Origin of the sequence: Chitinophaga ginsengisoli (genome assembly GCF_003014595.1) — a bacterium.
Taxonomy (GTDB): domain Bacteria; phylum Bacteroidota; class Bacteroidia; order Chitinophagales; family Chitinophagaceae; genus Chitinophaga; species Chitinophaga ginsengisoli.
Genome location: NZ_PYGK01000015.1, coordinates 192,721 through 209,540 on the forward strand (window position 1 = coordinate 192,721; position 16,820 = coordinate 209,540).

At 46.6% G+C, this 16,820-nt stretch carries 13 protein-coding genes; 11 read left to right on the forward strand and 2 right to left on the reverse strand.

Annotation, left to right across the window (positions count from 1 at the left end):
* Window positions 1–143 precede the first annotated feature (143 nt).
* From CLV42_RS27100 to CLV42_RS27110, 3 genes are read left to right on the forward strand one after another with little or no spacing between them, the layout of a single operon-like run.
* Window positions 144–1,373 (forward strand): acyltransferase family protein, encoded by a 1,230-nt coding sequence (locus CLV42_RS27100; RefSeq protein ID WP_106605072.1) that lies wholly within the window; start codon window positions 144–146, stop codon window positions 1,371–1,373.
* A 9-nt stretch (window positions 1,374–1,382) separates the two neighbouring features.
* Window positions 1,383–2,468: a sensor histidine kinase gene (locus tag CLV42_RS27105; protein WP_106605073.1), complete on the forward strand. Its 1,086-nt coding sequence runs from the start codon at window positions 1,383–1,385 to the stop codon at window positions 2,466–2,468.
* Window positions 2,440–3,147, forward strand: coding sequence for a LytR/AlgR family response regulator transcription factor (locus CLV42_RS27110; RefSeq protein ID WP_106605074.1), 708 nt, complete (start codon window positions 2,440–2,442; stop codon window positions 3,145–3,147). The genes CLV42_RS27105 and CLV42_RS27110 overlap by 29 nt, the downstream gene beginning before the upstream one ends.
* Here the strand turns inward: CLV42_RS27110 and CLV42_RS27115 are convergent, their stop codons facing one another.
* A complete protein-coding gene (locus CLV42_RS27115; protein ID WP_106605075.1) occupies window positions 3,148–4,611 on the reverse strand; it encodes a S8 family peptidase in 1,464 nt (487 codons plus the stop codon).
* Between the two features lie 235 nt (window positions 4,612–4,846).
* Between CLV42_RS27115 and CLV42_RS27120 the strand changes: the two genes are divergently transcribed.
* From CLV42_RS27120 to CLV42_RS27145, 6 genes are all read left to right on the forward strand, one after another.
* Window positions 4,847–6,046 carry a GTP-binding protein gene (locus CLV42_RS27120; RefSeq protein WP_106605076.1) on the forward strand — a complete coding sequence of 400 codons (1,200 nt, stop codon included), beginning with the start codon at window positions 4,847–4,849 and terminating at the stop codon, window positions 6,044–6,046.
* A 134-nt stretch (window positions 6,047–6,180) separates the two neighbouring features.
* The gene (locus tag CLV42_RS27125) at window positions 6,181–6,786 is read left to right on the forward strand and encodes an RNA polymerase sigma factor (RefSeq protein ID WP_106605077.1); all 606 of its coding nucleotides are present in this window, start codon (window positions 6,181–6,183) and stop codon (window positions 6,784–6,786) included.
* 15 nt (window positions 6,787–6,801) lie between these two features.
* Window positions 6,802–7,773: a FecR family protein gene (locus CLV42_RS27130; RefSeq protein ID WP_106605078.1), complete on the forward strand. Its 972-nt coding sequence runs from the start codon at window positions 6,802–6,804 to the stop codon at window positions 7,771–7,773.
* Window positions 7,764–11,315, forward strand: coding sequence for a SusC/RagA family TonB-linked outer membrane protein (locus tag CLV42_RS27135; RefSeq protein WP_106605079.1), 3,552 nt, complete (start codon window positions 7,764–7,766; stop codon window positions 11,313–11,315). The genes CLV42_RS27130 and CLV42_RS27135 overlap by 10 nt, the downstream gene beginning before the upstream one ends.
* 26 nt (window positions 11,316–11,341) lie before the next feature.
* Complete coding sequence (locus tag CLV42_RS27140; protein WP_106605080.1) at window positions 11,342–12,871, forward strand: RagB/SusD family nutrient uptake outer membrane protein; 1,530 nt, start codon at window positions 11,342–11,344, stop codon at window positions 12,869–12,871.
* 511 nt (window positions 12,872–13,382) lie between these two features.
* A complete protein-coding gene (locus CLV42_RS27145) occupies window positions 13,383–15,104 on the forward strand; it encodes a CocE/NonD family hydrolase (protein ID WP_106605081.1) in 1,722 nt (573 codons plus the stop codon).
* 32 nt (window positions 15,105–15,136) lie between these two features.
* Here the strand turns inward: CLV42_RS27145 and CLV42_RS27150 are convergent, their stop codons facing one another.
* A complete protein-coding gene (locus CLV42_RS27150; RefSeq protein WP_106605082.1) occupies window positions 15,137–15,271 on the reverse strand; it encodes an alanyl-tRNA synthetase in 135 nt (44 codons plus the stop codon).
* A gap of 147 nt (window positions 15,272–15,418) precedes the next feature.
* On the opposite strand from CLV42_RS27150, the gene CLV42_RS27155 reads away from it, so the two are divergent.
* On the forward strand, window positions 15,419–16,021 hold the full coding sequence (locus tag CLV42_RS27155; RefSeq protein ID WP_106605083.1) for a phospholipid scramblase-related protein: 603 nt from the start codon (window positions 15,419–15,421) through the stop codon (window positions 16,019–16,021).
* 152 nt (window positions 16,022–16,173) lie between these two features.
* Window positions 16,174–16,770 (forward strand): chemotaxis protein CheB, encoded by a 597-nt coding sequence (locus CLV42_RS27160; RefSeq protein ID WP_106605084.1) that lies wholly within the window; start codon window positions 16,174–16,176, stop codon window positions 16,768–16,770.
* The last annotated feature ends 50 nt before the right edge of the window (window positions 16,771–16,820 follow it).

The following is a 16,820-nucleotide window of genomic DNA, read 5'->3' on the forward strand; positions in this document are numbered from 1 at the left end:
TTGTAGAGTTAACTCTATAATAACCATGAACCGGTGCTTTTCAGGGTAGATAATTGCTATTGACCCCGGGAAGCGTGCCATATGTCAAAGAAAGTTTACCGGGTGTGCCGGCAGGGATACTTTTGATTTAAAACATCCCCGCTATGCAAACTCATACTACTGCTACTACCAGACAAGCCTATCTCGACTGGCTTCGTATTCTGGCCATCTTTGGTGTATTGGTCTTTCATTCTGCCATGCCATTTGGAGCCGAACTGGAATGGCACATCCGGAATAAGGAAACCAGTAATATTTTTCTTGAAATGATACACTGGATGCACTTGTTCCGGATGCCATTACTGTTCTTTATTTCAGGTACCGTGAGTTATTTCATGCTGCAACACCGGACAGGCGGTGGTTTTATAGGACTGCGTATGAGAAGGTTGTTAATTCCCGTGATCCTTGGTATTCTTGTTATCGTTCCTCCACAGGTCTACCTGGAACGTGTTACGCAGGGCTTTAAAGGCAATTTCTGGCAGTTTTACAGTCAGATGTTTACAACAGGCGTTTACCCTAAAGGGAACATGAGCTGGCATCACCTGTGGTTCGTAGTTTATCTCCTAATCTATGATATTCTGTTTGCGCCGGTGTTTGTCTGGATCGTCTCTGATAAAGGCGCTGCCTTTCGTAGAGCCCTGCAATGGCTGGAAAAGGGCAAACGGGTATACCTGCTCACATTGCCTGGTATTGCGATTTACGCAGGACTGGCAAGACAGTTCCACGAAACGAACGACCTCGTGCATGACTACTGTTATTTCTTCTATTGGTTAAGTTTCCTGCTGCCGGGTTTTCTCTGTATCGCACAGCCTGCACTGATGAATAGCCTGGAAAGGAACCGCCGCACTTCCTTCCTGGTTGCCCTGGCATCTATTGTGGCCATCAATTATTTCCGCTGGAATAATGTGGAACCCTGGGACGCACTCCCTAACTGGATGTATGATCCGCGTACTTATGCGTATATTGCATTGAATGCGATATGTGCCTGGGGATGGGTGCTGACAGCTATCGGCTATGGCAAGAAATACCTCGATAAACCACACCCCTCATTGAATTATCTGAACCAGGCAGTGTATCCTTTTTATATCTTACATCAGACAATTATCGTTATCCTTGCATATTATGTGGTGCAAACGTCGGATACAATCGGTACCAAATACCTGTTCATCGTGATAACTACCTTTATCCTCTCAATGGGTATCTTTCATTTACTGATCAAGCCTTATCCCGTTTGTCGCTTTTTATTCGGTATGAAACCACTGGCAAAGAAGGAGAATAAACAACAGCAGGAGGCGAAAGAAACAACAGCAGAAGGTATATTATTACCGGTATCATAATGAACAAGCATGAGTATTTTCCGTAGATATTATTTTCCCGCCATCTATAGCCTTGTCACCTATTTCAGTATCCGGCTTTTGCTGGATACTGTTACGGGTATGAGGTTCTGGAGAAGAGCATGGGGCCAGAACCTGCTGGAAATCAGCTGGTGTATCGTTTTTGGTTATATCCTGATAGGCGCGCATCACTACCTGTATCGCTACTTTGACAAGCATTGGGCAGACATGGATTACAGAAAGAGAGTATGGATGGAACTGGGCGCTATTACGCTGATGACGATCCTGTTCCAGAATGTCTTTATCCTGCCGATGGCAGCATTTACGGACGATGGCGCTCAGTGGTATGATGTGGCAGATATTAACGTTATACCGCTGTTATATTCACTGATCTATTATGGTATCAGCCGAAGTAATACATTTCTGCAGGCCTATGTAAATAACAAAGTGCAGCTGCAGGAGGTGATGAATAATCAGTTACAGGCGGAGTTGAAGTTCCTCAAGTCGCAGTTACATCCTCATTTTATTTTTAACGCGCTGAATACGATCTATTTCCAGATGGATGAAGATGTCAACGCTGCCAAGAAAAGCGTGGAACAGTTCTCCGAGCTGCTGCGTTACCAGTTATACGATCAGCAGCAGACGGTCTCTATCCGGCATGAGATACAGTACCTGCACAGTTTTATCAACCTGCAGAAAGTAAGGGCCTCAGACAAGCTGGTATTGAACCTTCACCTGGCCCCTGATCTGTATGATCAGCAGGTTTATCCCTTATTGCTTTTCCCGCTGGTAGAAAATGCCTTCAAGTATGTCGGCGGAGAGTATTGGATCAATATTCATGCATCACTGAAAGGTAAGCGGATACACTTTATAGTGGAGAATGCTATTCCGAAGATCACCATGCCGGTAAAAGCAGGAGGAATAGGGCTGGAGAACCTGAAACGAAGACTGGAATTGTTGTACCCGGGAAAACATACATTTGAGATCAATAAGACAGAACGCACTTTCAGCGTAGCCTTATCTATAGAACCTGAACCTGTTGTATATCAGACAATAATAACTGAAGAAGATGAAGATCAGATGCGTCATCACGGATGATGAGCCCTATGCAAGAAAAGGATTACAAGGGTATATGGGACAGATAGACTTCCTGGAACTTGTAACCGTATGCGAGAGCGCTGTAGAGTTAAATACCTTCCTGAAACAGGAGCAGGTGGACCTGTTATTCCTGGACATAGAAATGCCTTACCTCTCAGGCATTGACCTCCTGAAGACACTGGCTAATCCGCCGAAAGTGATCTTCACCACCGCCTACGAAAAGTATGCGGTGCAAGGTTATGAACTGGAGGTACTGGATTATCTCCTGAAGCCCATTTCCTTTGATCGTTTCCTGAAGGCCGCTAACAAAGCCTTTGACTATTTCAATCTGCAGCAGCAGGTGAAACCGCAGCAGGAGTATTTTTTCGTCAAGGTTGATAATAAGCTGGAGAAGGTAGTGATAGCAGATATATTATTTGCGGAGGGTATGGAGAACTACATCGTCATCTACACAAAAGATAAAAAGCTGATCACACACCTTACCCTGAAGATGTTGCAGGAACGTTTGCCGGCTGATAAATTTGTGCAGCCGCACAAGTCTTACCTTGTCGCTGTCGACAAGATAGATGCCATAGAAGGTAATACCCTCGGTCTTTCCGGCTACCAGGTACCTGTGTCCCGTTACCAGAAAGATGAGGTCATGCAACGCATCCTGCAGGACAAGATCCTCAAAAGATGATCAGTAGCCTACTGCAGCATCTGCATTAATAATCCCCCAACCGAATTTACTGCTCCGGCTATTCGCAAAGCTGGATGCCCTGGCCATCCTGGCAATGATACTGTCGCGCGGATATCCGGGATACTTACTCCATACCAATGCTGCAATGGCTGAACAGCTGGCCGTTGCCACAGAAGAACCACCAACAGTAGAAGGGGCATCACCGCTCATGGCAATGCTGAGGGGATTTCTTCCGGTGGAAGATTGCTGCATCACAATAGCGAAATCCACCTTACTGCCGGTGTGGCAATCGTCGCACCTGTCTTTAAGGTTATCTTTCATACCGGTGACCGCCACGACCTGTGGCTGATTGGCGGGGAAGATAACACCCACAAAGCTGGCAAAGAAGGAGGTAGAAGTACCCGCTGCACAGAACATCAGTTTCTGTTTACTATAAGCATAACTGAGCGCATCTTTGATCTGACCGGAGCTGAAGATGGTACCCATGCTCATACTGATGATCTTCACAGTAGGATCGTCGGCCCCCAATACATACGCATTGGTAACGCCATTGATAGCATCTGTGGAGAGGAGCACTACATTCTCTGCTGCATGCACCATAATCAGGTCGCAGTTATAGGCAATGCCCACTGTGTTGCCATCTGTCCCTCTGGGGCCAGCCAGCACACCAGCCATACTGGTGCCATGTCCGCAGGGATCGTCGGGGCTACCATTGTAGTAAGTGCCCAGTTTTTGTATGGTCCTGCCCGCAGAAGAGCCCTGGTTAAACGCGCTGCCCAGGTTCTCCTGCTGCGGACTGACACCCGTATCAATGATCATTACTTTGATGTGTTGTCCTGTGGACCGCTGCCAGGCTTGTTCTATGCGGTGATAGCCGTAATTCCAGGAGAGTTTTGCCGTGGGTAATATGACGGTATAGTCAGCGCCCGCTACAAGGTCTGTTTTAGCCGAATTATAGCCGCAACCCGATGCAAGGATGTCAGATGCCACCGCGGCGTCTTTAGGCTTTATATCGCGCATGAAAGCGCCATATCCGATAGGTTCTGCATAACGTATCTCGCCGGAAGCACGTAATGCCTGCACCGTTGCAAAACGACTGACGCGTACGTTCAGGAAATGTAGTTTGTCAGCAGTGGAAGTACGCAGGTCTTTTCTCTGTGTGACGCCTTCCTTTTCTCCGATCAATGCTAATATGTCGGCTGCGCCGGATGCCGTGGTATATCCCACGGATAAAATACTATCCCCATGCAGCAATGCGCTCCAGACCATCGTATCACTGGCCATCTTCCAATCGAAATAGCCCTGTGTTTCCAGTTGCTGGTTGACGAAAGCATTGATAACTGACTTGGGAATGATCGCCTGCGGGTCCTGCCGGGGTGGCGTAAATGAATTAGTGTCAGTTTTACGGCAGGAAGTGGACAGTATAACGACTACGCCCACCATTAGAAAATAAGGGGTCCTCATCTGTTGCGTTTTTAGGTGATTAACAATCCTGTCTGATAAATAACGTGGTTATCAGAAATTACGCTAATTCACTGACTATCGCAAAAATCATTTTAGCAGGATTTGGTTTTAAGTTTAAATAGTATACATTTGCAACAAAGATGCAAATGCTATAGAGCACAGTGCCATAGCGCTGTGTAGCTGCTATCGGATGCCTATTTTCCGGTACAGGATCTTTATTTTAATAACTAAACATATGATCCCGAACAGACTGCCTGTTACGGTGCTGAGTGGCTTTCTCGGCGCTGGTAAGACTACTTTGCTCAATCACGTCCTGCACAATAAGGAAGGCCTGCGGGTGGCCGTTATTGTGAACGACATGAGCGAGGTCAATATTGATGCACAACTGGTGAAGAATGAACAAACACTTAACCGCACGGATGAGAAACTGGTAGAGATGAGCAATGGCTGCATTTGCTGTACCCTGCGGGAAGACCTGCTGATAGCAGTAGAACAATTGGCAAAGGAGGGACGGTTTGACTACCTGTTGATCGAAAGCTCTGGCATCAGTGAGCCCTTGCCTGTTGCGCAGACTTTTACGTACCAGGATGAGGCGAATGGTATTGATCTGAGTCAGCTGTCGAGACTGGACACCCTCGTTACAGTAGTGGACTGTTTTAATTTCCTCCGGGATTTCAGCAGCATTGAAACGCTGCAGGACAAACAAATGACAGATATGGAAGACGATCAGCGAACCATCGTTAATCTGCTGACAGACCAGATCGAATTTGCCAATGTCATCATTCTGAATAAAACAGATCTTATTACGGCGGAAGAATTGGGAATGCTACAGGCGGTCATCCGAAAAATGAATGCCAACGCCCGCATCATCACTTCTTCTTTTGGTAAGGTAGATCTGCAACATATATTGAATACCCGTCTTTTTGATTTTGAGGAGACCAGTCAGGGTGCAGGCTGGATCGAAGAACTCAATAAATCACATCATACACCTGAAACTGAGGAATATGGCATCAGCAGCTTTGTGTACCGCAGCAGGAAACCATTTCATCCGGAACGTTTCTGGCATTATCTGAACAACGACTGGCATTCCAATATCATCCGGAGTAAAGGTCTTTTCTGGCTGGCATCGCGTAAGGATGATGCCATTAACTGGAGTCAGGCGGGTGGTAGTCTGCGTGCGGAACGTGCCGGTGTATGGTGGTGCAGCATGCCCTATATGGACAGGATACGCTACGCATCGTTCCTGGACAATGAAGACGAGATAGAAGAAAGATGGGATAAACGTTTTGGTGACCGCTACAATGAAATTGTGATCATCGGAAGAGGGCTCGAAAAAGACACTATCATAAGGGAACTGGAAGGTTGTCTGTGTAATGAGGGAGAACTTGTAACAATGGAAAAAGGAGGAAGTTTCCAGGATGAATTTCCTGTGTAAACACCTGACAGAGATGATGAAGGAAGGGGCTGGTCTTCCGGCCGGCCCATATTGTTTTTGCCCAGTTAACGTAAACATAACATATAAGTAGCAGGTCGCTTTATAATTTTGTCTCCGCATATCGGCCAACTATTATGATAGAGAACCTGACAGACGCGGAATTGTTATCACTTTCACAAACTGGCGATGAGAAAGCATTTGAGGCGATCATGTATAGATATAATGTGCAGCTGTACAAGTATATCTATGTACGCATCCGCAGTGAACATGACGCAAAAGATCTGTTACAGGAAGTATTTATTTCCTGCTGGAAAAACCGGCACACTATTAATAATATAACAGCTTATCTGAAAAGGTCTGTACATTATGCCATCATCGACTGGCAGATAGAAAATAAAAAAATACTGGCCCGTCAAACTACTTTACTCGAAAAAGACGAACCCACCACATACCCTGTAGAAGACCAGCTGATATCTATGGAGATCAGGGAAGAAGTAGAAACTGAGATCTCCCGGATGAATGAAACCATGCGCAAGATCTTTGTGTCGAGTCGCTGGGAATCCAAATCTATCCCCGAAATAGCCCTTGAATACGGACTTTCCGAGCAGACGGTCAAGAATAATCTCTCCCTTGCACTCAAGCGTATCCGTCTGCGCCTGGCCGCTTTCTTCTTCATGCTTGTTTACATGTTGGTAACATTGAGTTTACAATTCCTTAACGGTACCACTTTTCACTTTTGAGGACTTTACTGATGAATGGGAACATCATCATCAGACAAAGCCGCGCTCTTAGCGCTTTTAGAAAAATATCGTGCCGGTCAGTGTACACCGGAGGAAACCGCCCGTATACAGGCCTGGTTCGACAGTTTTGAAGAATTGCCGGATAGCGCGGAACTAAAAACTGCTGCAGACCAGGCAGTGGTCAATACCATGCATACGCTGTTCCCACGCAGGGGCGCATCTATAAGATACATTATGCTCAGCGCTGCCGCCGTATTGGTGGTGGCCCTTACCAGTCTGCTTTTTATATACAGGTTCTATATGAAGGCGCCGGTACCTGTTACTTATTCCTATATAACAACAGGAAAGGGGGAACGCAAGAAGCTTACATTGCCGGATGGTAGTACGCTGATGATGAATGCCGGCAGTACGCTCCGTATGCCTTCCAACTTCGGCGATACCACCAGAGAGCTGTTTTTTACAGGTCAGGGTACTTTCGATATCCAACAGAATAGTAAGCAGCCATTTGTTGTACAGACGGGGAATGTCCGCACCGTGGTGCTGGGTACTGCTTTTGACGTGAAAGCATACCCGGGTGATAAAGCTTTACAGGTAGCGGTACTGAATGGTAAAGTACGCATTGAGAAGCAGGAGAGGGGCCATACGGAAGTGCTGGCGCCTGGTGTAATACAAAACCAGCTGTTGATTTATGAAGCAGGGTCGGGCAAGCATGAGCTGACATCCTGTAAGGCAGACGAAATAGCCGGCTGGCAACAGAACAGGTTATTCTTTGAACAGGCATCACTGGAAGAGATTGCCGAAGTACTCGAACGACAATACAATACACATATCACACTCGCCGGCGCGTCAAAACATAACTGCCGCTACACTTTACAGTTAAAGAACGAGCCATTGGACAAGGCTTTACAGCTGATACAACAGCTGTCGGGGATCTCTTATATCGTAAACAACAATGAAATAAAAATCAATATTGCGTCATGCGAATAAAATGTAATGCGCCAACAACGTGGAGACAGTTACGACTGCTCGTCTTATTTCTTTTTGCTCATGCGATTGGTTTTGCAAATGATGTGCAGAATCAGTATGTCACTGTTACTGTGCGCAAAGCGCGTATCAGTCTTAATGTAAAGAATCAGCCGCTCAAACAGGTGTTCCTGTTGATAGAGCAGAAGACAGGCCTTTCCATTGGTTACAATGCCACCGCCATCAATGCATTGGAGCCGGTGAACTATAAGGCGAATGATGAAGAGCTGTCTACCGTGTTCCAGGACCTGCTGAAGGACTACCAGGGTACGGTAAAACAGGTGGATGAAAGCCACATCTTCCTGAAAGTAGAAAAAAGAAAACCGGTGGAAAGAGCCGTGCTGCCCATTGCTATTGCTGCTACGCCTATCGTGATCTCCGGTACTGTAACTGATGAAAATAATCAGCCGGTACCAGGTGTGAGCATTCACGAGAAGAATACGAAGAAAAATACTACGACCGATGCCAGTGGTAAATACACCATCACTGTGAATACAGGCGATGTGCTGGTATACAACTTTATCGGTTATGCACAACAGGAAGTAACTGTAAGCGCTGAAAACATGATCAACGTGCAGCTGAAAGTGCAGAACAGCCAGCTGAAAGAGATCGTGGCGATTGGTTACCAGTCCATCCGGAAGAGCGATGTAACCGGCGCTATTTCCAGCGTGAAGGCAAGTGAGTTAAACCTCACATCTCCTTCCGTAGGACAGGCACTGGTAGGCAAGGTAGCAGGTGTACAGGTATCGCAGGTAAGTGGTGCGCCGTATGCCAGCACTAAGATCCGTGTGCGTGGTATCGGTTCTATCAACGCCGGTTCTAACCCACTGTATGTAGTGGATGGTTACCCGATGGACAATGACATCTACATCAATCCGGAAGACATCGAATCTATCGACATCCTGAAAGATGCAGCTTCTGCTGCGATCTACGGTTCCCGTGCTGCGGGTGGTGTGGTGTTGATCACTACCAAACGTGGTAAGGAAGGTAAAGGTAAGTTTGAATATGATATTCAGTCAGGTGTGAACCAGCTGGCTAAAAAAGTGAAGCTGCTGAATGGAGACCAGTTTGCACAACTGATGATCGATGGCAGGAACAATTCCTACCAGGACCTGGTGGTGAACAAAGGCCTTACATGGACCGATGCCATGTTCTCTGACGATAACGCTACCCGTGTTACAAAAGTAGGCAACGCGAACTCCGTGCAGATCGATCCCACTTTCTACGACTTCGCCAGCCAGAAGATGATCAAGCCGAAGTATAACACCGACTGGCAGGACTTGCTGTATCGCAATGCGATATTCAGCCGTCATAACCTGGCATTCTCCGGCGGGAGCAAAGAAGTAAAGTATTATATCAGCGGTGGTTATCAGAACCAGGATGGCATTATCCTGAACACCGGCGTTAAGAAGATCAACTTCCGTGCAAATGTGGATGGTCAGATCAACCCCAAGCTGCGAGCTGGCATGAACGTTTCTTATACCAACAACCAGAACAAGGAAACAGAAGAAGGTCGTTGGGACCATAATCCGATTATGGCTGCTTTGCTGATGCTGCCTACTTATCGTGCTTATGATGATAATGGTAAGATTTTGAAGAACGAAGTGGCTGCGCAGTCTGCCACCTATGGTTATAACAGTTTTGAGAACCCGCTGGCCATTGCGCAGGAAATCAACATCCGTCGTAAAGGTAACCGCAGTACTTATAATGGTTATGCTGTTTATCAGCTGCTGCCTGAATTGTCTGTAAAGGCAAACCTCGGGATGTCCAACTATGCGGAGAAGTACGATTACTATTATCCGACCAGTCTGAGTAGTGGTGTGAATGCGCCTTACTCTACACAGGCAAAGGCAGCTGCGAACGCAAAAGCAAAGACCACTGGTATGACCGATCAGCTGGGCGAGTTCACTGCCAATTATAGCAAACAGTTTAACAAACATAAATTAGATGTACTGGGTGGTTATACCGTACAGAAAACAACTGGCGATGTCCTCGAAGTAAAAGCGCAGGGATTCCAGGATGACCGTATCCAGGAATTAAACGCTAAAGGCGCTGATGCTGCACTCTTCACATTGACCACCGCTTCCAGGTATACCTATACACTGGTATCTTACCTGGGGCGTATCAACTACAATTTTGATAGCCGTTATTACCTGACCGCTTCTTTCCGTACGGATGCGTCTTCCCGCTTTGGTCCGGAAAACCGCTGGGGTAACTTCCCTTCAGTAGCTGCAGGCTGGAACATCTCTAACGAATCATTCTATCACGATTGGTTAGGACAGCATTCTACACTGAAGCTGCGTGCCAGCTGGGGGCTGAGTGGTAACAACAACATCGGTAACTACAATTCTATCCAGACAATGGGTACGCCTACCGGTGTGCCGTTGGGTAATGGTACCGTGAATACCGGTACTTTCCCTGGTGGTATCAAAGACCCGAAAATTGGCTGGGAGTCTACCTCGCAGTATAACGGTGGTTTGGATATCGGATTGTTCAATGGTCGTCTGAATGTGATCGCTAACTACTATCTGAGTTATTCCTATAACCTGCTGTTCAATCAGCCGATCTCCGCTATCGCCGGTGCTACTACGGTACTGACCAACCTGCGTGATTCCAAGATCCGTAACAGGGGTATTGACTTACAGCTGGATGCGAGAGTGATAGATGGAAAGGACTTCCACCTGAACTTTGCAGGTAATATCTCTGTGAACCGCAACAAGGTACTGGACATGGGTGGTGCTAACACGATCCTGACTGCCGGTGCGGAGCGTTCTTACCTGACGCACATTACACAGGCAGGACAGCCGGTAGGTATGTTCTACGGTTTCAGGGTACTGGGTGTGGCTACAGAAGCTAATTACAAGACACTGGCTCCTTCGGCTTCCAGCTCCAATCCTTTACATCCGGGAGACCTGTACTTCTATGACAAGAATGGCGATCACGTAGTAAATGATGCTGACAAAGACGTGATAGGCAATCCTTATCCGAAGTTCACGTATGGCTTCAACCTGTCGGCTACTTATAGAGACTTCTATTTCTCTTCTTCCTTCAATGGTTCTTATGGCAACCAGGTGCTGGACGGACAGGATTACTACCTGTATAACATGGAAGGCTCGGGCAACCAGTATGCTGATGTAGCAAACCGTTTCCGTTCTGTTAGTCAGCCGGGCAATGGTAAAGTATACCGTGCTTCCCGCGCCGGTACGCAGAGCAACAGTACCCGTCTGTCGACCTTCTACCTGCAGGATGCATCTTATTTCAGATGTACCAACATCGTGCTGGGTTATAACCTGAAGATCCGTGCATTACAGGAGAAATTGGGTGTATCAAAGGCCACCATATTTGCAAGCGTAGACAATGTCTTTACGATCACCAAATACAAAGGGTATAATCCGGAAGTAGATTTCAATGGAAACAGCACTAACCCGAACCTGGCGCCAGGTGTTGACTATGGTATGTATCCGCTGGTTCGTGCTTACAATGCCGGTGTTAAACTTGGTTTCTGATCTATTGACGCTTAAACACTGAAAAAATGAAGAAGAATATATCAATTATACTGGGTTTTGCAGCTGTGCTGGCAACATCCGCCTGTAACAAGGATTTCCTGAACCAGACAGAGCCCAACAGCCAGACGGTCGCTAATTATTTCCAGACCGAGAATGATGTACTGCTGGCCGTGAACGGTATATATGCCGCCCTGAGAAGCGACAATGCCCTGGGTGAAAGCAGCGGATTGTTCTCAGAAGAACGTTCTGACAACACAGGCCGTAACGACAACCAGTCGAACGCCGGTGAGCCTTTCCAGTTTGGCGATTTCTCGCTGCTGCCAAGCAATACCTACCTGAAATCACATTGGGTAGACATGTACCAGGTGATCTCCAGAACTAACCTGGTGTTGTCCAATATCGACAAGGTGACTTTCTCCAGCGATGATACAAAGAAGGGGTATGCGGCAGAAGCGAAGTTCATCCGTGCACTGATCTACTTCCATATGGTGCGTAAATGGGGTGATGTGCCTTTGGTGACAAAACAACTGAGCCTCGACGAAGTAAGGGCGAATACTTTCCGTTCGAAAGACACCGCTGTATACAGCCAGATCGTAGCTGACCTGCTGGATGTGGTGAGCAGTCCGCTGCCTAATTTCCAGACAGGCGCTAACGTAGGCAGGGTATCCAAAGCTGCAGGTAACGCCTTACTCGGACAGGTATACCTGACTATGGCACTTACCCTCAATAACAGTAAACGTGATGAGAACCTGGCCAAGGCAAAACAATACCTGACAGCTTGTTACGATATGCGTAAGTTCGGCGCCCTGAAAGAGATCCCTTATACGGATGTTTTCAGCGTTGATAAGAAAGGTTCCTGTCCTGAGCTGATCCTGCAGATCGTTTACAAACAGGGTGATGCAACCTATGCATCTAAAATTGCCGCCAATAACCAGGCGAACGGTGAGACGATCAATTCTCAGAAAACAGCTACCGGTGTAGGTGGTAACGTAACGGGTGATCTGATCAATGAATATGAAACCAACGATCTGAGAAAAGATTTCTCGGTGCACTACGCCAATGCGAGCAATGTGAAAGACTGGTATATCACCAAATTCCGTGATATCAGCGATGCAGCAGGTAAGAACGGTTATGGTGGTAATGACTTTATCCTGATCCGTTATGCGGACGTTATCCTGATGCTGGCGGAAGTAAACATGTACCTGGGTGATAATGCGACTGCTATCCAGTTCCTGGACCAGGTGCGTGAAAGGGCAGGTATGCCGAATTATGCAATGTCTATGCAGGATGCTGCCTACAGCGCAAAATTCCCTACCCTGAAACTGGCTATCCTGCACGAGCGCCGCGTTGAACTGGCTTTCGAGAACCACCGCTGGTTCGACCTGTTGCGCACATTCACCACACAGGAGCTGGTGGATTATTTCCATGCGAAAGACCAGGGTTCTTTTGGTACTGCGAAGTTGAGCAATTTCGGAACGAAGGATAGGTATTACCCGATTCCGTTTGATGAATATAAACTTGATCCGGTGAAGATGTACCAGAATACGGGTTATTAATTATCAAAGAATAGATGAATGTAAGGGGCGTCTCTGATGAAGGGGCGCCTCCTGTTTTTATTGATGTTTGTGCTGGTATTCCGGGTCTGTAGGATGAAACCATTCGGTTTCACGGTGGGAGACAATCCGGGGGAACCCACGGTTTCCTGGGATTGAAACCCGGTGTTCATTTTCGTTTACCCGGGGTTGAAAACCCCGGGCTACAAACAAGGGACTCCGATAGGAGTCCTATTGTGGTTTGTTAATGCCGCTTTGGCCGGGTTTCGATAGAGATTCGGTCCACCTATAGTACAGGTTCCTACCTATAGGCTCTCTAGTCCTACATTACAGGCACTTTTCTATAGCCGTGGCTATAGGAAGTGCCTATAATGCTATAGTAATGGGCCTATAGGATATAGCCTTCACCGAATCTCCACCGGATCTGATACGGATTCTCCCTTGATTTTTATCATCTTTTCACTATATTCAGCTCAAATAACGCCTACTCCTGTTGATCAACCAAATTGAAACTATGCGTAAATGCTTGTTGTACATAGCCTTAACCCTCTTTATCTTTCCTTGTAGTCCACTTTCAGCGCAAACGAAGCAGTATGTCATTGATAGTAGTTTACAGGTGCCCTTAAAGGACGGCACGACACTGGGCTGTATGCTGGTCTACCAGAAGGATGTTAAATGGCCTTTACCGGTCGTTTTAAGGGTTAGTTGTTATCCGATGGATGCTGATACCACCAGGGCAGAATTTGTGGCAGACAGTGGCTATGCAGGCGTTTTTGTCTACAATAGGGGAAAGTCCCGGTCAGGGGGTAGTTTTTATCCCATGGAGAATGATGCAGCGGATAATTACGAGGTGATTGACTGGATCAGTAAGCAACCCTGGTGTAACGGGAAGGTGGGTATGTATGGTGGTTCCTACCTGGGGTTTGCCCAATGGGCTACAATGAAAAAGGTACATCCTGCATTGAAAACGATTGTGCCGCAGGTAGCCGTGGGGCCTGGCATCGATTATCCCAATCCCGGCGGAATATTTCTGACCTATAGCCTGCAATGGCTGAAACTGGTCAGGAATAATGATTACATGGACCTCAGCACGTTCACCAACGAAAAGAAATGGAAAGCGCTGAATACGGAATACCTGTTACGGGGACTACCGTTCAATAAGCTGGACTCCCTGGAAGGAAGTGGTATGGACACTGTTTTTCAGCGTTGGATATCCCATCCTGGTTATGACGATTTCTGGCAACAGATGACGCCTACGGCAGAAGAGTTCTCCCGGATCAGTATTCCTATCCTGACTACAACAGGGTTCTTTGACGATGATCAACGGGGGGCGATGCACTATTACAATATGCACAATCAGTATGGACCGAAGGAGGGAGTGAACCAGCACTATCTTTTCATCGGACCTTTTGATCATGCGGGTGGTCAGGGTGGTGCACGGAGGAATTTAATTCCTCCTTACCAGATCGACACGGTTGCCATGGTTGACCAGAAACAGCTGGTGCTGGATTGGTTCAATTATACGCTGAAGGGAGGAACGAAGCCGGCTTTCCTGCAGGACAGGATCGCGGTATTTGCCCTGGGGGAGAACAAGTGGCATTACTTTCCTTCGATGGAAAAAATGAACCGGGATACCTTGTCGTTCTACTTACCGGCAAAGGCGGGAGAGACGCTGCATACAAAGAAAAGAGGTGGGAAACCTTTCGTGTTCTCTTATGACGCGGCGGATCCTGTAGATGATACCATTGTGATCTATGACGGCGCCAGCTCTCTGATCTCTGAAGGTATTTTCCGGAAGAAGTACCTGGCTACCTTCAGTACGGCACCTTTGAAGGAAGATATGATCGTGAACGGATCTATTACGGCGGATCTTTGGCTGTCGTCTGGTACACCCGATGCGGACATCATGATCAGTTGGTGGGAGATAGACGCGAATGGCAAGAAATGGCCGCTTTCACATATTGCACAGCGCTTGTCTTTGAGTATCGATAAAACAAAACCGGTGTACTGGAAGGACCATGAGGTGCATCATATCACCCTGGATAATACGGCCTGGATCTGCAAGCAGTTGAAAAAGGGCAGTCGTATTATGATGACGATTAGTCCGGCGGCAAATCTCTATTGGGAAAAGAATTATGGTGCAGCAAAAGATGTGAGTCAACAGACCTTGTTGGACACCTTGCTGCATGAGCTGAGATTCTACCCGGCCTCTTACTTCAGCGTACCTGTGATGTAGCGTATGGCAATATACTTGTCATGTGGAGGTCCCTATTTAAAAACATAGTAGCCGAGGGCCAGCCACAGCAAACCTTTGAGCAGGAAGAAGATGAAACCCCAGAAACCGATACGCTTGATCCATTTAACAATATTCTTCCTGGGGGCGGGTTTAGTTTGTTGTTCCATATTCGTTAACATGAATGGCGATGCCTGCAAGTTACGGGATTGTCGCTATTGTATAAAAATCAGTCAGGAAAAATAGCAAAACATCCTGATATTCATGAATATTTGTATATATTTGTGCCCATTCTATAACCAACTTGATAAAACCTCATGGGACAAACGAAATTACCCGAATTCTTTCACTGCGATGATTATTTTATAGACGAGAAGGTAGGCTTGCTGAAGTTTGCAAATGCGTATAAAGTATTTAACCAGGACGGTCAGCAGATCGGTAACATCCGTCAGGAAGTACCTTTGCTGCATAAATTCCTGCGTCTTTTGCTTGATAAAAGGATCTTCCCGTTCACATTGAATATTGTGGATGCCAATGAGCAGGTGGTGGCCTCTATCCACCGTGGCTGGACATTCTGGATGTCGAAGATCGAGATCCGTGATATGAATGGTGTTGTCGTGGGCGGCATCAAACAGAAATTCAAATTTATGAAGCCGCTGTTCCATATTCTGGATACCAATGGTGAAGTACTGGCGGAGATCAAGGGTGACTGGAAAGCCTGGAATTTCCAGATTATTGACAAGAATGAAAAAGAGCTGGGCGCTATCAATAAAAAGTGGGCGGGTGCTTTCAAGGAAGTATTTACTACAGCAGATAAGTACCGTGTTACCATAGCGAAGGATTGTCCGGAAGATATCAATAAGATGGCGATCGTAGCAGGTGCTATCACCATCGATATGGTGCTGAAAGAATCAAAATAATAAAAGTTATACTTAAAGGGATGATACACCACCATGTATCATCCCTTTTTTATATCCCGGACTCCCCGTCAGGGCTTGCTTTTTCCCATCCCCATGGCCCGATATTTGACCAGTTTGCTTTTTAACATGATCTGTATTTTAAACCATATCTTATGCAAGATGTCAGGCAACGGCCATTGTTTTGTATTGGGATCGGGTGTTCGGCCGGCGGTCTGGGACCTGCATGTGAGTTTTTTCAACAACTTGTGGAAAAAACAGGCGCAGCCTTTGTCGTGATTCCCCATCTTGACAGAGACTATAAAAGTCAATTCAGCAGTATCCTCGAAAAGTTTACCAGTATGCCTGTACATAAGGTGGAAGATGATATAAAGCTGGAAACTGACCATGTATATGTACTTGCAGAAGACAGGATGATGATAGTCGAAGAGGGCTATCTGAGAGTACGGAGGCGTTATACAAGGGAGATTATTAATAAATCCATCGATATCTTCTTCAAATCCATGGCGAAGGCCTACCGGGAAAATGGCATCGGGGTGATCCTGTCGGGAATGGGCAACGATGGTATTGAAGGCATCAGGGAGATTGAAGACTGTCACGGGCTGGTCATTGTACAGGACCCGGATACGACGGACTTTAATATCCTGCCGCAAAGCGCCATTAGTAAAGATGATCCACATGCGATCCTTCCTCCGGCAGATATTGCACGGTTCCTGCTAAAACACCTTAGAATAGGAAAGAGCCTGAATTGAGGGGATTTAATTTTTATATATCTTTAGCAGTTTTAGACATATTGGTTAAT